This window comes from Pseudomonas sp. GW821-FHT01E10, from assembly GCF_059422365.1.
This window is the reverse complement of record NZ_JBWKWT010000001.1, coordinates 56,787-72,726: the sequence shown is the minus strand read 5'-3', so window position 1 is coordinate 72,726 and position 15,940 is coordinate 56,787. Positions and strand designations below refer to the sequence as shown.

Here is a 15,940-nt window from a genome sequence, read left to right as displayed (position 1 = left end):
GCAAAACCAAGTGCCATCGGACTTACCACCTGCCTCGGGATACATCGAGAAAGGAACCCCTCAGTTTCGTAAGACCTCATGGGCACTTCTAGCCGGTGGGTTTTCCAGTTTTGCTCTGCTTTATTGCGTTCAACCGATGATGCCTGCTCTTTCAGAGGATTTTTCAATCAGTGCAGCCCAGAGCAGTCTCATCTTGTCTGTTTCAACCATTACCTTGGCAATTGGCCTCCTTTTTACTGGCCCAATTTCAGATGCCTTAGGTCGAAAGCCTGTGATGGTGGTCGCGTTGATGGCGGCTGCGCTATGCACGATCCTGGCATCGATGATGCCAAACTGGCAAAGCTTGCTAGTGATGCGTGCGCTACTCGGGTTGTCGCTTAGCGGCATAACGGCGCTTGCTGTGACCTACCTGAGCGAGGAGATTCATCCCCGCAACATAGGCGTCGCGGTCGGCTTATACATTGGCGGCAGTGCGATTGGAGGTATGTCAGGACGTCTGGTCAGTGGTCTGATTCTGGAGGACGGATCATGGCGCATGGCCGTGGGTGCGATAGGCATAGTTGGTGTAGTTGCCGCAGTACTTTTCTGGCGCTATTTGCCGGAGTCCAGGCACTTCACATCGCGCGCGATCAACACGAAAAATTTAGTTGGAGGGTTTTTTCTCCACTTCCAAAATTCGGCATTGCGCCTCCTCTTCCTCCAAGCATTCTTGCTGATGGGCAGCCTGGTAACCTTTTTCAACTACATCGGTTACCACCTACTCCAAGGCCCGTACTTTCTCAGCCAGCAGACAGTCAGTCTGTTGTCTTTTGTATACCTGACAGGCCTCTACAGCTCGGCCAAAATTGGCTCTTTGGCAGACCGAGTTGGACGACCAAAAGTATTCTGGAAGATCATTCTGCTGACATTGATCGGCGTAGTGCTCACGCTAGTGAACAACCTCTATACGCTCGTCATTGGCACAGTGATTTTCACCTTCGGTTTTTTTGGTTCTCATGCTGTTGCCAGCAGTTGGATCGGTCGATGCGCGAAGACTGCAAAAGGACAAGCTACTTCCCTTTATCAGATTTTCTTCTACATAGGAGCCAGCGTTGCGGGTACTTGGGGAGGGATGTTCTGGCAGCATGCTCACTGGCTCGGCGTGGGACTTTTCATCTCTGGCCTGCTGACCGTTTCCCTTCTGGTCTCACTGAAACTCACTCAAGAGGCGGCCAGCCAATCCTGACGCTCTGGCCCCGATCACAAAGGAAGAGGTCTGTCCTGAACGACCCGTTTCATTACAAGCGTTGAGGTCAGACGTTGCACGTTGGGCAACGTCGAAAGGCTCTCATCGTAGAGCCTTTGAAACGCAGGCAAATCCTGAGTAATAACGTGCAACAGGTAGTCGGGCTCGCCAAATAATCGTTGAGCGTCGACCACTTGCGGGATATCAACAAGTGCTCTCTCGAAGGCCTCAACCGCTTGCCTGTCACCTTCACGCAATGTGGCAAACACCATGGCGGAAAAGTTAAGGCCCAATGCACCTGGATCAAGTTGTGCCCGATAGCCGAGCAACACACCTGACTCTTCCAGTGCCCGTACCCGTCGATGGCAAGGGGAAAGGCTCAGCCCTACACGCTCGGCGAGTTCGGTAACCGAAAGGCGACCGTCCTTTTGCAACTCAGAAAGAATTTTGCGATCAATCCTGTCCACTTAGAAGAATCTCCCCGCTTGCAGCAATCTGTTGATTATCTTTGGAAGTAAATTCTAACAAGAATTCATTATTCTTCCACGCACCATTAAATTCCGGAGCGGGACGATGCAGCACGCGGTGTGTCAGCAACAGAGGTGGGTAGCACCATGACCTTGAGCGTTTTTATTGCCTTTTGGGCAGTGTCAATTCTATTCGTCATCACACCGGGCGCAGATTGGGCCTATGCGATTTCGGCCGGCCTGAAGGGCCGAGTGGTCATACCCGCCGTGGGCGGGCTGTTGTCCGGCCATTTGATCGCAACAATGATCGTTGCCGGCGGTGTCGGCACGCTGGTGGCCAACCACCCCACTGCCTTGGCCGTACTAACCGTTGCCGGGGCGGGTTATCTGCTTTGGTTAGGTCTAAATATGCTTACCCACCCCGCTACACCACATTCCGATAATGTTCAGACGTCGAATTCCTGGAAGCGCTGGGCGATCAAGGGGCTTTGCGTGAGCGGACTGAATCCGAAGGTGTTCCTTCTGTTCCTGGCGCTTTTGCCTCAGTTCACCGACGCCACAGCTGCCTGGCCTGTTCCGACGCAGATGATTGCACTGGGGCTCATCCACACTGTCAGCTGCGGCGCGATCTATCTGCTGGTCGGATTTGGCTCGCAGGTGGTACTGCAAGCACGTCCAGTCGCAGCTCGTTTCGTCAGCCGTTTCTCCGGCGCGGCTATGATCATCATCGCGGTCGTTCTGCTCACCGAGCAGGTGCTGGGTTGATCCATTTTCTAAACGAGGCAAACACCATGACCGATCAACCTTCACCGTATGGCGGCGCCTCTCAAGTCTCCAAGGCGCCACGAATCCGGATTCCGCATCTGAAACAGATGAAAGTAGAGGGACAGAAATGGGCGATGCTCACCGCGTATGACATGTACAGCGCAGCTATTTTCGAAGAAGCCGGAATACCTGTCCTGCTAGTCGGCGACTCAGCGTCCAACAATGTCTACGGTAATGAGTCCACGCTATCCATTACCGTTGACGAACTGATCCCTCTGGTTCGTGCAGTCAGCCATTCGACACAACGAGCACTGGTAATTGCCGATCTTCCATTCGGCTCCTATCAGGCATCTGCGGAGCAGTGCTTCCACACAGCCGTACGGTTCATGAAAGAAGCTGGTGCGCATGCGGTCAAGCTCGAGGGAGGGATCGAAATGTTGCCTCAGATAGAGAAGCTCGTGAGCTCAGGCATACCCGTCATGGCGCACATTGGCTTTACCCCTCAGATGGAACATCAACTGGGCGGTTACCGTGTTCAGGGCCGAGGAGAAGATGCGCAGCGCCTGATTGACAGTGCCAAAGCGTTTGAGGCCGCCGGTGCCTTTGCTGTACTGATTGAAATGGTGCCCGGTGATGTGGGTCGAGCAATTACTGAAGCCATTTCGATTCCGACTGTCGGGATTGGCGCGGGTAATCAATGTGATGCTCAGGTGCTCGTCTGGCAGGACATGGCCGGATTGCGCAGCGGTCGTCTGCCGCGATTCGTCAAACAATACGCAGATCTTCGATCGGTACTTCACACGGCAGCCAGGGATTTTGCGCTAGAGGTAAATGCAGGAACATTTCCAGGCCCCGAACATACTTTTTAGATGCGTCCCCTCACCTTCCAAGGAGCTGTGATGAAAAGTCCAAGAGAGCGTGCTGCCGAAGGTCTTGAGGTCGGAGACCGGTTCACGATAGTCCGCTGTTTTTCAGATGACGATATTCGTCAATTCGCGCAGATTTCACGAGACTACAATCCGGTTCACTGCGATGCAAAATATGCAGAGTTGCGTAGATTCAAGGCAACCATTGCACATGGTCTCCTGACTGCCAGCCTGGTCACCGAAATTGGCGGGCAAATTGGTTGGCTGGCGACAGGGATGAGTTTCGAGTTCAAGCATCCCGCTTACGCGGGACAACAGATCACCTGCCACTGGCTCATCGTTGATATTGATGAACGGGGGCACGCAAAAGCCGAAGTCAGGATAGTTAATGCCCATGGCATCACAGTGCTGGAGGCGACGACTTCTGGCGTACTACCTGGAACTGAAGAGCGTGAACGCCTTAAACAGATGCTCGCTGATGGAGATCCCACCAACGGCGCGTCGACTTGCTCAGTTAGCCTTTGAATATCTACGGCTATCTGCATGTTCTACGGGGGCTCCCTGCGCTCAATCTCTTACACCCAATTCGTAACCCAAAAAAACAGGCCCTGTAGAGGGCCTTTTTGTACTCCAGCCAAAATCACTTGTTCAGCCAAGACTCAACTATCGAGGATAGTTTCTGGTGGATACACGATCACGTGCCCAGTTATTTCCAATGCAGTCATGCCTCGCAGAAACTGAACTCTACGGCGTCACTCCTTGCATTCGCTCCTCGAAAGTCCATTCAGTAAAAAGCAGAAAGGGATTTACTGCTGCTTTGGTTATTCAATTCATCAGACCAGAAATTGAGTTGCACCGCGAAAGACCGATCCAGCGCTGCTTAAAACGTCATTGTGGTCGGAAATTATGCCGGCAAAGGCAAAGGTTTTGGCTTTAGCAGGAAATGCGCGAGCGCCGGAACCAGTATCAAGGCTCCAACCATATTCCAGATGAACATGAACCCGAGCAAAATGCCCATATCAGCCTGAAATTTGATGGGTGAAAGCACCCAGGTGAGCACTGCAATGCCCAACGTAATACCCGTCATCACCACCACTTTGCCGGTAGACAGCAACGCAAGGTAGTAAGCGTCAGAAAGGCTTCTGCCATTTCGCAAATTGGTGAGTGTCACGCTGAGGATGTACAACGCGTAGTCCACACCGATACCCACCCCCAAAGCGATCACGGGCAGCGTCGCGACCTTCACGCCGATGTTAAGCCCGACCATCAAGGCTTCGCACAAAATGGAGGTCAGCATCAGAGGCAGAACCGTACACACGACCGCACGCCAGGATCTGAACGTAATGAAGCAAAGCGCGATGACAGCGGCGTACACCATGAAAAGCATCTGAACGTTCGACCGCTTCACGACGATGTTGGTGGCCGCTTCGATACCAGCATTGCCCGCCGCATTGAGGAACTGGATCTGATCCGTGTTATGGCTCGCCGCGAACTGTTCGACGGTCTGAACCACGCTGGTGAGCGTGTCCGCCTTGTGATCCTTCAGATAGACATACACCGTCAGCAGATCGCAATTCTGGTTGAACAGTTCTCGCGGCGCCCGGGTGATGATTGCATTCAACAATCCCTGGTTACGGGGTATCTCGTACCAGGTCATGCTCCCTTCATTCATGCCGGCCGCCGCCTGCTTGCTCAGCGCCGCTAAAGACGTTGTGGACACCACGCCCGGCAACTGCTGAAGCTGCGCTTCCAGCGCATCGACTGACACCAGGGTCTGGTAATTGGCGCAGTAGTATTGGGGCGTTTTCACCATCACTATATACTTGTCGCTACTGGCGGAAAAGTTGCTGACCATGAAGCGGTTGTCGCTGTTGTAGCGCGACTCAGGACGCAGTTCCGGTGCCCCGGGGTTCAGGTCACCGATCTTCACCTGCAGGCTGACGGCAAACCCTGCCACCCCAAGCATCAGGGCGACGATGATTGCACCGCTCGCCCATTTGCGTTCGGTGAAGCGATCCAGAAAAGCCCAAAACGGATGCCGGATGTGGTGAGCGTCCAGTTTCGAAAATTTGTCGTTAGCCGCCTCACGATGCGCCGCCGCTTTGCTGACACCGGTGTACGACAACAGAATCGGCAACAGAATCAGGTTGGTGAAAATCAACGCCAGCACGCCCATCGTCGCGGTCACCGCCAGATCCTGAATCACTGGGATCTTGATGATCATCAACACGGCGAAACCCACAGCATCCGCCACCAGTGCCATCAGCCCGGTCAAAAACAGCCGGCGAAAGGTGAAGCGCGCTGCCACAAGCTTGTCTGCGCCGCGCCCGATGTCCTGCATGATGCCGTTCATTTTTTGGGCGCCATGGCTCAACCCGATGGCAAACACTAGAAACGGGACGAGGATCGAATACGGATCAAGATCAAAGCCCAGGGTAGGGAGCAATCCCAGTAACCAGACAACGGCGATGATCGAGCACAGCAGCACCAGCAATGTGCTGCGCACACAACGGGTGTACCACAACAGCACGATGCCGCAGATCACCAGCGTCGCTGCGAAAAACAGCTGCATCTGCCGCATGCCGTCAATCAGATCCCCGACGACTTTGGCAAAGCCGGTGATATGGATTTTGATGTTGTCGGTTTCGTACTTAGCCCGAATCTGCTCGAGCTGGCCTGAAAGCGCGTTGTAATCCAGAGGCTTGCCGTCGTCCGATGTAATGTCCTGAAGAGGCAAAAGCACGATGCTGGATTTGAAATTGGACGCCACGAGCCGACCTACTTCTCCCGACCTATCGACGTTTTGCCTAACCTGATCAAGACTCTTGGCAGAACCATCGTAATCGTCAGGTACGACTGGCCCGCCATCGAAACCCTCCTCCGTCACACCGATCCAACGGGTTGCCGGAGTCCAGAGGGACTTCATGTATGAGCGGTCTACGCCGGGGAGCAGAAACACCTCATCGTTGATTTTCTTGACCGTCTCCAGGTAGGCGGCATCAAAAATGCTGCCGTGCCTGGCCTCGATCGCAATCCGCAAGGTGTTGCCACCCTCGCCCAGCTGGCCACGATTTTTCAGGTAGTTCTGCACATACGGGTGATCGGTCGGGATCATTTTTTCGAAGGCAGCATTGAGCTTCAAACTCAACGCCTGATAGCCGAGCACCAGGCTCAGCAGTACGCAGATGCCCAAGACGATGCTGCGATGATTGAACAACAGCCGTTCAACCAGCGTGCCGGAGGAAGGATCGAATACATCTGGCTTAGGGATGACGTGATGCTCGGCAGAACGGGTAAAGCTGCTCATTGATCGTGCTCCGGCGATTCGACTGCCAACGCGGACGACAGCATGCCGCGCGCGCTACTGATGATCAGGTCACCGTTCGCGGCTTGCGCCATGCCTGTGAAGTAACTGGTTTCAGGTATCTGAAGGACGGCGGCCTTGGTATCGCCGCCCGCAAAACGCAGTACTCTGCCCGACTCATCGGCGAGGAGTACCGAGCCGTCGTCCAGCCTCAGGCCACTGGTCAATGTAACGGGTTGCAACGTGTCCAGAGACTGCCAGCTAGCGCCGCGATCCCGGGACTCGAAGGCTTTGCCACGAAGCCCGAATGCCACAACCGCCCCGCTGCCGGTCGCCTGAAGCCCGAAGGTCGTGCCCTCATAAGGCGACGCCAGCGCCTCGAAGGTTTGTCCCTCGTCACTGGAGCGCAACAGCGTGCCCTGTTCGCCGGCGAGGAACAGATCCGTCCCTACCCGCTCGATGCTGTAGAGATGCAATCCGTTCGGGTTATCGAGACGGGAACGGATCGATTGCCAGCTGAGCCCGCCATCATGGGTGACAAACGCCAGACCGTAAGCGCCCACCACCAGTCCGTTTTTAGCATCCAGGAAGAGAAGATCGAGCAGCGGTTTGTCGGGGCCATCGTCCACGAGTTGCTGTGCTTGAGCTAAACGCTCTTGCGCCTTTTCAGTGTCCTCGGAACCTTCAGTGGCCTGCCTGGCTTCCTGTAATTCGATTTCGGCCGCCAGGACGCCATCCAGCTGTTTGCGCCAGCTCAGGCCGCCATCCTGGCTGTGCAAGACAACCCCGGCATGCCCGACCGCCCAGCCTTGGCGCTCATCAATGAAGCGAACCTTGACCAGCGTCATGCTGACCGGGGAACTGATTTGCTTCCAGGTGGTGCCATTGTCATCGGAGACAATGATGAACCCGCGTTCGCCGACAGCCACCAAACGATGCCCAGCGCGCGCAACGCTGAGCATGACCGATTGGGTGGCCATTGAACTGATGATCGATGGTTGCATTGGCAAACCATCGGTTTGTGCGGATGCTGAAGTGCTCAGGAACGCCGCCATGACCGACGCGCTCAACAGCAGTGCCTTGAGCGGATGACCAGCGAAAAACTTTGGTGTTTGATTACGCATTTGCGAGCCTCGATGATGCAGTTCAGTGGACGCCGCGTCAGTGCCCCAGCGTCCATGGAACCTATGTGTGAATAAGCTGTTTCGAGGTTCAGCGCACCGACCCGGACGCTACCGCATTACCAGTAAAAAAGTTCTCTGGTTTGCGCGGGATAATGCTATAGGTTTCGCCGTTCAGGCCCTGCACGACGCTGTACGTCTTGGCTTGCAGGTTGTAAATCACCACCGGTTTCACCACCACCGCCGGAATGGAAGGCACAACAAATGGCAGCACTTGTGAGACACGCCACAGTTTGCCCTCAGCGTCATATCCGTCTACTAGCGACACCGTCCAGCTGTCTTCATCAATGAAGAATTTACGCTTGGGTACTGCATGGCGTTTGCCCGGTGCAACCGTGGCCTCCAACTCCCAGACGCGATGCAGCTCCCAGCGCAATTTGTCTGGATTGAGGTGATTGGCCACGAAGGCGTCGTCTCGTTTTTCTGCGTTGAATTGGTTGTCGTTGTAAGGGATGTACATTTCTTTTTTGCCAACGAGCTTCCAGTCATAGCGATCCGGATGGCCGATGAAGCCATGCACCTCATCAAAGTAGTTAGCGCCCGAGGCTACAAAATCGGGGGTGTCATAGCCGACAGTGGGAGCACGTCGCACACGGCGTTGACCGACTAGATACTGCCAGGCCTCTCGTGGCTCCTGGACATTGATACTGTCGTGCGTCACAAGCGACTCACCCGCTTTAAACGGTGGCTCGTTGGTCAAAAAGCGCAGCAGCGCATACTGCCCTGACCATTTATCAGCACTTCCGTCTTTGAAGTAATACGGGTACTGCCAATTTTCGACCCCACGGCTTGCTAACGTCCTGGTTCCGTCAGCATTACCAATGACGTTGGCGTACCCCATCTGAATTGATTCCGCCTCTACGCGCAGAAGGAAATTCCAGATGACCTCATTACCGGTTTTTGGAATAGGAAACGGAATGCCACCGTAACACCCTTCCACTGACAAACCGTTGCTGGTTGTCTTGCAACGGGTCGCATTGGCGAATGTATTTTGATACACGCTATCCGGTGCTGCAGCAGTACGGTGGGTTGGGTAAATATCCAAATGGAAGGTGTCTGGATATTTGGCCAGCAGTGCCTTTGTACCTTCGCTCAATTTGTCCGCGTACTGCGCAGCGTTTTTAGCGGTGATCTGCAGTACAGACTTCTCACCGGGGAATGGATCAGCCGGCATATCGCCAATCTTTTTCCCGGCGACATCCTTGGTCAATCCGCCTGTCCAGGCAGGAATGGAGCCATCGGCATTGCCGGCTTTTTCGGCGCCCATGGGAGTCAATGTAGTCTTGAGCTTTGCCGCCTCGTCGGGGGGCACCGCGGCGAACACGGTGCTGGCACACATTGAGATAGACAGGGTGGAAAGCAGCAGTTTAATTTTTGTCATTATCAGGGCCCGCCTCTTCTTTGCTTAAAAGGTTCGCTGGATCGAAAACGCCACGAAATCTCTGTCTTTCATGTTTTGCTGGTAGGTAAACGAGTTGGAAGAGTTGATGACAGGCCCCGCCTCACCGAAGAAAGTGGTGTAGCTCAGGGACGCGTACCATTGCTTCTTGTAGTCAGCCTTGAGACCTAGTGTCAGATCCCCACCATGCTCTGGGCCAAATGCCTGAGGTGTGACTGAAGAGCGCCCGGACGGGTTGTAACCAATGGTGATTGGGGCTTGAACGTCGATGCCAGGGAAGACCTGAAAGTACTGAGGTTCAAAGGTGAACCGCAGTGCGAAGGCATCACGCGTTGTGTTGGGATCCAGCTGATCGGCATTTTTGGTCACGCTCAACCGACGGTTGAATGCAAGCTCGCCGACGAATGAAGCACCATCCCAAAGTGCCGTTCCGCCATAGACATTGACCATCGACACCTGGGCATGCCACGAGCGACCAATAGGGTAAGCCGGATTGGAGTCGTTGTCGGAATCCAGGCCGGTAATGATGGTGCCACCGACACCTGCCAGCGGTGTATCGACCCTGATCGACGTTTCGCCGGCAATGTTGGCTTCGCCGACCAAAGTACTGAAGCTTGCGCCAAAGACTTTGATGTCCTCGGGATAAACGTTGACGAAAGTGTCATCTGCTCCAGGCACCAGTGCCGCTGGCCGGAAGTAAAAAACCGGAGTTTTTTCGTGATACTTGGCGGCGTATAGACCGAACTCCCAGTCCTCGATAGCGAACTTCAGCTGAGCACCAAACTGGCCTGAGTCCTTGGCATCAATGTCCTTGCCGTGACGTAGCGCACCGGTAGGGAAAAACACGCGTTCGCCTCCGTCGCCGACGAAGTCCGCACCGCTGAAGTAGCTTCCCGCTGCAGGAAGACGGGTTTTGTTCCACTCGAATTGGTAATAGGCACCGATACTGACCGTATCGCTCAACTGCCAGTTGCCCGAGACCTGCTTTGTTGGCATCAGAATCTCTTTGAACTGGGAACTGGGTACTGACTGCAGCTTCACCAGGTCAACGGTGGATTGCGCATTCGCAATACCGTTGGCACCGAAGAAAAGACTTTCGCCGTAAATTTGGGTGAACTGCCCCAATCTGCCAGACAACGAAGTACTGCCGACTTCCTTCGAGCCATAGACGAAGGCATCGAGGATTTCAGTGTTCGTTTCGTGGATCCGACGTGTGTCGCTGGTGAACTGATCGTGGTCGACGCTCACCGGGTTGGCGGTGCCCGGTGAGTCGTTATCGTTGTCATGACTGTAGATATTGTCGTACCAGGAGGCCGCGCTGAGACGGGCACCAACATCTTTGTACTTGATGTCGAACTCGGACAGGAGATCCAGGCGATTTGAAATGAGCCCACGATCAAAGTTTCGATCGCCGTCATCCAGGTTGGGATTACTGTTGGAAGAGCCTGGGCCAGCCGCGACCTTGTGATCAAGCTTGTTCACGCGCCATGCATTGCTGTACTTGATCGTGTTGTCCCAAGTCGCCGAAAGATCGGGGTTACCAGTATCGATCTGAAAGGCTTGCGATTGAGCAGAAAGGCTCAACAGCGCCATTGCGCTGACTGCACAGGCAATGCTTGAAACCGGCAACGGGCAGAGCCGCTGGTTAGCTGTTTTCATGAAGATGTTCCTGATTTTTTTGTTTTTGTAAAAGGTCTTCAACTCGCAGCATCAGCTGCGAATACATCCGCGTACTGCGTGACGCTCTCGGCTTCTTCCTTACCCACCTACCGTTCCTGATGAGCTGCCAGCGCTTGTAAGCCGGTCTCCACAAGGACGATGTCCAGCTGAGACTTCAACCCGCTGACAGCAAAACCTCCTACGACCTCACCCTCGACAACGATCGGAAGCCCGCCTTCGATGGGAAAGACCCCGTGGATCATCGAAGTGCCAGATCTGCCTTCGGCGACCATGTCCTCAAAAAACTTCGTCGGTCGGCGTGTGACAGCTGCACTGCGGGCTTTTCCAATGGCCGTTTGGACGGACGAGACGGATGCGCCATCAAGCTTTCTGAACGACATGAGGCAGCCCGCCTCATCCACCACGGCCATGGAAACCTTCCAGTTTTCCCGGGTGGCTTTTTCCATGGAGGCCACAAGCATCAATTCGGCGTCGGCCAGCTCGAGTACCCGCTTCGTTTTCATCACGCACCTCTTGAGCCTATGGTTTGTGGTCAGCCGACACATGGGGTTATCGTGCGTAAAAATACATTTACTGCACTACAAATTACTTTGTGCACAAAACGTAATCCTGGGCAAATTTAAAGTCAAGGAGATTCTCGAGCGCAAGCATTTCTACGCATCGATTCGGGTGAGACGTAAATGGGCATCCGGTATCAGCCGTCTGGGGGGCTCAAAGGACGGAGAGCGCTGAAAGCAACAGGAGAGGTGAATCTGGAGGGGGGGAACAGCTAGCAGTTATAGGGCGAACGGCGAATCAAAGCCGTTGAAAGAATGGTCAACGTTTTCCTGCTTGCGGCCCGTTAAAAATTATGCGCAATTCTGACATTCAACCTTTGCACTAAAGAAGGTTTTGCGCATAAAATTGATTTAGTGCAAATTTTAGGATGACTCCGACCATGATCACCTCACCCGGCAGTCCGCTGATCGATGTCGCGCTGACGAAGATGAAAAAAGCGATTGTTTGTTGCGAGCTGGCCCCGGGCGAAAAACTCAAAGTGGCCGAACTGTCCAAAACGTATGGGCTCAGTAGCTCCCCTATTCGTGAAGCCCTCAATCGACTGACTCAGGACGGTGTCGTCGAAGCCAGCGACAACAAGGGGTTCAGGGTCGCTCCGATTTCCACGACAGACTTTCGCGACATTACGCGATTGCGCTGCCTGCTCGAGTGCGAAGCGCTAAGCGATGCCATCCAGTATGGCGACGATGCCTGGGAAGCCGATGTGCTGGGTGCATTTCACCGCCTGAATCTGATTGAGAAAAAACTTGGTAGCGGCGTGCTCGTACTCGATGATGAGTGGTCTATCCGGCATAAGGCTTTCCACTTTGCGCTGTTCGCGGCCTGCCCGTCACCGTTGATGTTGAAGATGGTTGACTCCCTGTTCGACAGAGCAGAGCGCTACAGACGCTTCTCAGCCAAGCAGCGGCAGACTCCAAGGCACAAGGGAAATGAACATCAAGAGTTAATGGATGCTGCGCTTGCACGCGATTCAGACAAAGCGGTGACGCTCTTGCGCAATCACATCCAAGGGACTTTGGGCCGAACTGTCGAAGCTATCGAACGCCAACAAGCCACGCTCCAATAACTAAATCGATAGCCTGTCGCCCCCCCCATTCGGGGCGACACTCGATGTTCTCCGCGTCCAATTCAAACTCAAAAAAACCTTCGCATCGCAACTGCTTTCGTGGACAGTGCAATGCGAAGGCTCTACAGCCCCTTGTAGGTTTACACCTGCGCAAACCTGTTTGTCGTGTCGCACGCTCCGCCGCTACTCTGCCTAGCCTGTTCAGGTTCCTTGCACCACAAGGCAAGCTCCATTCCCTCTAGCAGTTCCATCGCCCAGGCGACAGTGACTGCCCCGCCGTACACGTAGTGATCCGGCCGCACGATGACCACATTGCAGCCTCGACTCTCAAGCCATTGTGTCAGTACGCCGTCGACCTCTTCATAATCATCAACAGTGCGAGCAGCAGTCTGCTGAGGGCTGACCAATCGCACGACCTGAATGGGCAGACCTTTAAGGGATTGGCTACTGCGCAGACATCTCAGTAACGCGCTAGCGTCGAATCCAGGCGCAACCACCACTCGAAAGGATTGCCCGGTAAATTCATCCAGCAGTGCTTTTTTACCCGTATGGTTGATGACCATTGGCTGAGGAAACAGCTCACCGGCAGGAGCGACTTGCGAGACAAAGCCTCGCGACAGCCCAGGAATCAGCGATTGTCTGATCGTACCTCCCGGATTTTCCGTCATCTGCTGGATTAATCGCGTATCCCGGATCGCTGCTCTCTCGTTATCACGCTCACAGATCACTACACCAAATTCTTTGGCTGCCAGGGTGGTTTGGCGGACGTGAGGAATCCGTTCAGTTTGGTAGGTATTCAGGAATGCCGGTGCTGCCAGACCTCCTTTTACCAGCGCGAGCTTCCAGACCAGGTTCAGCGCATCGCGGATTCCCTGACACATGCCTTGAGCCAGGAATGGAGGCGTCATGTGCGCGGCGTCCCCTAGAAAAAATACTCGATCGGACTTCCACTGCTCCAAAATCAGTGCATGGAATCGGTAAGCAGAGGCTCGCCATAGCTGATAGTCGCCCTGAGGCAACCAGCGGGAGATCAACGTCTTGATCACTTCGGGCTGGGAAATTTCCGTCGGTTGCTCGTCAGGATTGATCATGAACTCCCAACGCCGATGTTGACCCGGGCCTACGACAAAGGTGCAAGGTCTGGCCAGCTCGCAAAACTGCACGTTCGTCTTTGGCAGGTGCTCACCCGCCCCTTCATTCAGGATTACGTCGACGACGAGCCACGGCTCATCGAATGCGAGATCCTCCATTTTTAACCCTAGACGGGTTCGGATCGGGCTGGTGCCCCCATCACATGCCAAGACATAGTCCGCAGACACAGTGCGCTCAGTTCCATCCTTAGCTTGGATGCGAACATCAGCTTGTACATCTTTGGAGTCAACCGATAAAACCTCTGAGCCGAGTTCTACCGTTACAGACTTGAAGCTCGAAATTTTTTTACGCAGCGCACGCTCTACAGGTGGCTGCGAGAACACGTAGTTTGGTGCCCAACCCAACGGAAATGGAGGTTTGGCGGCATCAATGCGTTTGATCAGCTGAGAACCGGTAGTACGGTACTCAGAGGGACGATAAGGCATGACATGTTCGGCAATGTCATCGGCCAAGCCAATGTTGCCGAAGACACGCATCACCTCGTGGTCAAAGCCCATAGCCCTTGGATTGGTGTACACCGTTTCGGACTTGTCCACGACGAGAGCCTTCAGCCCCCACATGCCGGCGAGATTCGCGCACAGAGCACCGACCGGCCCCATTCCAACAATGATGACATCGTAGTCCATCGTCTACTCCGCTTTTTGTTTTTATCTATCGCAACGTCTGGCCGATGAACCGACTTTCGCACGCTCACCCACCAGACCTCGGCATCCAACATTCAGAACGGCCCGATGGCCCTTCCCTACACGACTAACCGATTCGAACCCGTTGCTCTTCGATCCTCGCCCGAATGGAGTCCATCCATTGCTCTCGTGTCTGGAAACCGGGACGACGCTTACACATGGCTTCGGTCTGGGCCAGGATGACTTCAGTCGGCAACTCGAGATCTAGTGGTTCCTTGCAAGGCTGTGCGGTGTAGAACGGCGCATCGACATACATTTCGACGGGGTTGCCTTCAGGGTCTTTGAAGTACATCGACCAGGCGTTGCCGTGATCCACCTGAGCAATCCCTTCGATGCCGCTCTTTTTGGCGAATTGATAATAGGCCTTCAGGTCATCCAGAGAGTTCAGCAGAAACGAAAGCTGGTTGATCGGGTTGAATGGTAGGTCGACAGGCTTACCGTCGAAGAGCACAACCTGGTGATGCAATTCGGGGTTCTGCGTCATAAAAAACAACCGATGCCCTGTAGAAGCGACACCTTTGTCACTGACGATGAAGCCCAGGGTACGGCAGTAAAAATCGACCATACGATCAAGGTCTGCGCAAAACACGCCGGTGTGGGTGAAATTGATAGTGGGTAATGCGGGCATATGGAACCTCCGGTTTTTATGATTGTGTAGAGGACAACGCTTAGGCTTCGTCAATAACGCCGTTCGATAGCGTCCCGATCTCCGTGATGATCACTTCAAAAACATCACCGGGTTTCAGGAAAATTGGAGGCTTCCTCTTGAAGCCAATCCCGCTTGGCGTACCGGTTGCCAGAATGTCACCCGGGTTCCAGGGAAGTGCCTTCGATACATAAGAAATCAATTGGGGAATGTCAAAAGCCAGCTCCGAAAGGCTGCCTTCCTGCAACTGCTCGCCATTGAGTACTCCGCGTACTACCAGCTTACGGTAATCGGGAATTTCTGAAGCCGGAACCAGCCATGGGCCTAGCGCACCGGTTTTCCTGAAAGTCTTGCCCATACCGTACTGGTGCGTATGGAATTGCCAATCGCGCACACTGGCATCGTTGAAGCAGGTGTAACCCGCAACATGATCCATCGCATCTTTCGGATCGATGTGCGCGCCGCCTTTTCCGATCACAACGGCCAACTCTGCTTCAAAATCAAATTGCTCTGACACCTGAGGCCTTACAAGTGGCTCTCCATGGGGAAGCAAGGTTTCGGCAAAACGCTGAAAAATAACCGGAAACTCTCCAACCTTTCTGCCGGCCTCTTCCGCGTGAGCGACATAGTTAATGCCGACGCAAATGATCTTGCCGGGATTCGGTATGACGGCTTCCAACTCGACACTTGAAAAGGGGTAATCGGGCTGCGCTGCTTCTACTATCTGCCGGGCCTCCTGCAACATCGTTGGCTCCGCCAGAAAAGAAGCGAGATCCGCAACCTGTGCAAAACGACGAGTCAGCTCAACCACCCCATCGCCAGACACCGCGCCGAAATGGGCCTTCCCCTCTTTACGATACGAAATCAGCTTCATAATCCTCTCCTGTTTTTGTGCATAAAAACCAACCTCTTGCACGATACATCATTAAATGCATAATGCAAAAGGCC

At 54.1% G+C, this 15,940-nt stretch carries 14 protein-coding genes; 5 read left to right on the top strand and 9 right to left on the bottom strand.

Annotated features, from left to right (window positions below; genetic code table 11):
• Positions 1–10 precede the first annotated feature (10 nt).
• Positions 11–1,225, top strand: coding sequence for an MFS transporter (locus AC07V0_RS00290; RefSeq protein WP_495019390.1), 1,215 nt, complete (start codon positions 11–13; stop codon positions 1,223–1,225).
• Between the two features lie 14 nt (positions 1,226–1,239).
• Here AC07V0_RS00290 and AC07V0_RS00285 read toward each other — a convergent pair whose 3' ends face one another.
• A complete protein-coding gene (locus AC07V0_RS00285) occupies positions 1,240–1,692 on the bottom strand; it encodes an Lrp/AsnC family transcriptional regulator (RefSeq protein ID WP_008004522.1) in 453 nt (150 codons plus the stop codon).
• A gap of 147 nt (positions 1,693–1,839) precedes the next feature.
• Here AC07V0_RS00285 and AC07V0_RS00280 point away from each other — a divergent pair, with 147 nt between their 5' ends.
• The 3 genes from AC07V0_RS00280 to AC07V0_RS00270 are packed head-to-tail and all read left to right on the top strand — an operon-like array spanning position 1,840 to position 3,848.
• Entirely contained in the window at positions 1,840–2,457 is a 618-nt protein-coding gene (locus tag AC07V0_RS00280; protein WP_495019220.1) for a LysE family translocator, read from the top strand.
• Between the two features lie 26 nt (positions 2,458–2,483).
• Positions 2,484–3,326, top strand: coding sequence for a 3-methyl-2-oxobutanoate hydroxymethyltransferase (gene panB, locus AC07V0_RS00275; protein ID WP_495019219.1), 843 nt, complete (start codon positions 2,484–2,486; stop codon positions 3,324–3,326).
• A 30-nt stretch (positions 3,327–3,356) separates the two neighbouring features.
• Positions 3,357–3,848 carry a MaoC family dehydratase gene (locus tag AC07V0_RS00270; RefSeq protein ID WP_495019218.1) on the top strand — a complete coding sequence of 164 codons (492 nt, stop codon included), beginning with the start codon at positions 3,357–3,359 and terminating at the stop codon, positions 3,846–3,848.
• Positions 3,849–4,227: 379 nt separating this feature from the next.
• Here the strand turns inward: AC07V0_RS00270 and AC07V0_RS00265 are convergent, their stop codons facing one another.
• The 5 genes from AC07V0_RS00265 to AC07V0_RS00245 all read right to left on the bottom strand — a co-directional run bounded on the left by AC07V0_RS00265 (position 4,228) and on the right by AC07V0_RS00245 (position 11,390).
• Positions 4,228–6,630 carry an efflux RND transporter permease subunit gene (locus AC07V0_RS00265; protein ID WP_495019217.1) on the bottom strand — a complete coding sequence of 801 codons (2,403 nt, stop codon included), beginning with the start codon at positions 6,628–6,630 and terminating at the stop codon, positions 4,228–4,230.
• Positions 6,627–7,682, bottom strand: coding sequence for a WD40/YVTN/BNR-like repeat-containing protein (locus AC07V0_RS00260; protein WP_495019216.1), 1,056 nt, complete (start codon positions 7,680–7,682; stop codon positions 6,627–6,629). Before AC07V0_RS00260 ends, AC07V0_RS00265 begins: the two co-directional genes overlap by 4 nt.
• Positions 7,683–7,839: 157 nt before the next feature.
• Entirely contained in the window at positions 7,840–9,189 is a 1,350-nt protein-coding gene (locus AC07V0_RS00255) for a DUF1329 domain-containing protein (RefSeq protein WP_495019215.1), read from the bottom strand.
• Positions 9,190–9,213: 24 nt separating this feature from the next.
• Positions 9,214–10,866 (bottom strand): DUF1302 domain-containing protein, encoded by a 1,653-nt coding sequence (locus AC07V0_RS00250; protein ID WP_495019214.1) that lies wholly within the window; start codon positions 10,864–10,866, stop codon positions 9,214–9,216.
• A 107-nt stretch (positions 10,867–10,973) separates the two neighbouring features.
• Positions 10,974–11,390 carry a GlcG/HbpS family heme-binding protein gene (locus tag AC07V0_RS00245; RefSeq protein WP_495019213.1) on the bottom strand — a complete coding sequence of 139 codons (417 nt, stop codon included), beginning with the start codon at positions 11,388–11,390 and terminating at the stop codon, positions 10,974–10,976.
• 434 nt (positions 11,391–11,824) lie between these two features.
• Between AC07V0_RS00245 and AC07V0_RS00240 the strand changes: the two genes are divergently transcribed.
• Positions 11,825–12,511 (top strand): GntR family transcriptional regulator, encoded by a 687-nt coding sequence (locus AC07V0_RS00240; protein WP_116264904.1) that lies wholly within the window; start codon positions 11,825–11,827, stop codon positions 12,509–12,511.
• A 140-nt stretch (positions 12,512–12,651) separates the two neighbouring features.
• Here AC07V0_RS00240 and AC07V0_RS00235 read toward each other — a convergent pair whose 3' ends face one another.
• The 3 genes from AC07V0_RS00235 to AC07V0_RS00225 form a co-directional block, all read right to left on the bottom strand.
• Positions 12,652–14,289, bottom strand: coding sequence for a bifunctional 3-(3-hydroxy-phenyl)propionate/3-hydroxycinnamic acid hydroxylase (locus AC07V0_RS00235; protein ID WP_495019212.1), 1,638 nt, complete (start codon positions 14,287–14,289; stop codon positions 12,652–12,654).
• Positions 14,290–14,413: 124 nt separating this feature from the next.
• Positions 14,414–14,974, bottom strand: coding sequence for a VOC family protein (locus AC07V0_RS00230; RefSeq protein ID WP_223545249.1), 561 nt, complete (start codon positions 14,972–14,974; stop codon positions 14,414–14,416).
• A gap of 40 nt (positions 14,975–15,014) precedes the next feature.
• On the bottom strand, positions 15,015–15,866 hold the full coding sequence (locus AC07V0_RS00225; RefSeq protein ID WP_495019211.1) for a fumarylacetoacetate hydrolase family protein: 852 nt from the start codon (positions 15,864–15,866) through the stop codon (positions 15,015–15,017).
• Positions 15,867–15,940: the final 74 nt, after the last annotated feature.